At 43.9% G+C, this 1603-nt stretch carries 2 protein-coding genes; both read left to right on the forward strand.

Going from position 1 to position 1603, the window contains the following annotated elements; translation table 11 throughout:
* Positions 1-827 (forward strand): hypothetical protein (locus tag QUF61_RS18090; RefSeq protein WP_289682950.1); only part of this gene is annotated, 827 nt, incomplete at its 5' end.
* Between the two features lie 265 nt (positions 828-1092).
* On the forward strand, positions 1093-1603 hold a 511-nt coding region (locus QUF61_RS18095; RefSeq protein ID WP_475393000.1), incomplete at its 3' end, for a transposase.

Genomic DNA, 1603 nt, shown 5'->3' on the forward strand with positions numbered 1-1603 from the left:
TTATGAGTAATCATTATCATCTGGTGCTGCATGTGGATTATGAACAGAGTTTGACCTGGGATGCTGAGGAAGTGGTAAAGCGTTGGTGTACCTTGTTTCCACCACAGGCGTTAAAAGATTCTGATGACAAACAAATTGATACTGAAGTAGTCAATGCTTATTTTGCGCGTCTGACAGCAGATGAGGAAAAAGTGAGCTTGTGGCGGGAACGTTTGGCAGATTTAAGCTGGTTTATGCGTTGTCTGAACGAGCCGATTGCACGCCAGGCAAACAAGGAAGATGAGTGTACCGGGCGCTTCTGGGAAGGGCGTTTCAAATCCCAGGCTTTACTGGATGATGCCGCTTTAATTAGCTGTATGGCCTATGTTGACCTTAATCCGGTACGAGCCGCCATTGCACAAACCCCGGAAGATTCTGAATTTACTTCTTTTGCAGCAAGAGTTGAGATTCAAAAGAAATCAGTCTCAAAACCAGAACCACAAAGCCAATGGCTGTTACCTTTTGCTGAGACTAAAAAGACCGGGAAACCTCAAGCCACACAGAACCAGCATATTTGCCTGCCCATCAGCCAGGAAGAATACTTTGAATTGGTCGATTGGACAGGGCGCTGTATTCGTGATGGTAAGCGTGGCGCTATTCCTGCACATATTCGACCCATTTTGCAACGTTTGGAAATCAAGCAAGATAACTGGATCGATGGCATACAGCATTATGGCAATCATTTTTATAAGGTTGTTGGCATTATGCGGCATTTGCTGGAAGAAACTGAAAGGCAGGGGCGCAAATGGTTTAAGGGGCAAAGTGCTGCCCGGTTGTTATACCAATAGCTGATATTTTCATTTCTCATTAAGTCATATTTATGGCACCAAACGACTTGCCATAGGTAGGTTATGGCTAATTTTTGGTTTTTTTCATATGATAGGGCTGTTTTTCCTGGTTTATCTCTGAATTTTATAATTTGACCTGGCTGAGGAAATTAGAACGATAGTGTAGTTTTATTTTTTTAATTTATTGGCTGTCTGCTAATTTTTTGATAAGCAAAGTGGCTGCAATTATGAGCACAGACGGCAATGGATACTGGACAGGCTGGAAGTGCTTGCTGGGCAGTTTGCGGTTGAGATTTGCGCTTACACCATTATGAGTAACCATTATCATCTGGTGCTGCATGTGGATTATGAGCAGAGTTTGACCTGGGATGCCGAGGAAGTGGTAAAGCGTTGGTGTACCTTGTTTCCACCACAGGCGTTAAAAGATTCTGATGACAAACAAATTGATACTGAAGTGGTCAACGCTTATTTTGCACGTCTGACAGCAGATGAGGAAAAAGTGACCTTGTGGCGGGAACGTTTGGCAGATTTAAGCTGGTTTATGCGTTGTCTGAACGAGCCAATTGCACGCCAGGCAAACAAGGAAGATGAGTGTACCGGGTGCTTCTGGGAAGGACGTTTCAAATCTCAGGCTTTGCTGGATGATGCCGCTTTAATTAGCTGTATGGCGTATGTTGACCTTAACCCGGTACGAGCCGCGATTGCCCAAACCCCGGAAGATTCTGAATTTACTTCTTTTGCAGCAAGAGTTGAAATTCAAAAAAAATCAGTCTCAA

The organism is Candidatus Venteria ishoeyi (genome assembly GCF_030378065.1).
Taxonomy (GTDB): domain Bacteria; phylum Pseudomonadota; class Gammaproteobacteria; order Beggiatoales; family Beggiatoaceae; genus Venteria; species Venteria ishoeyi.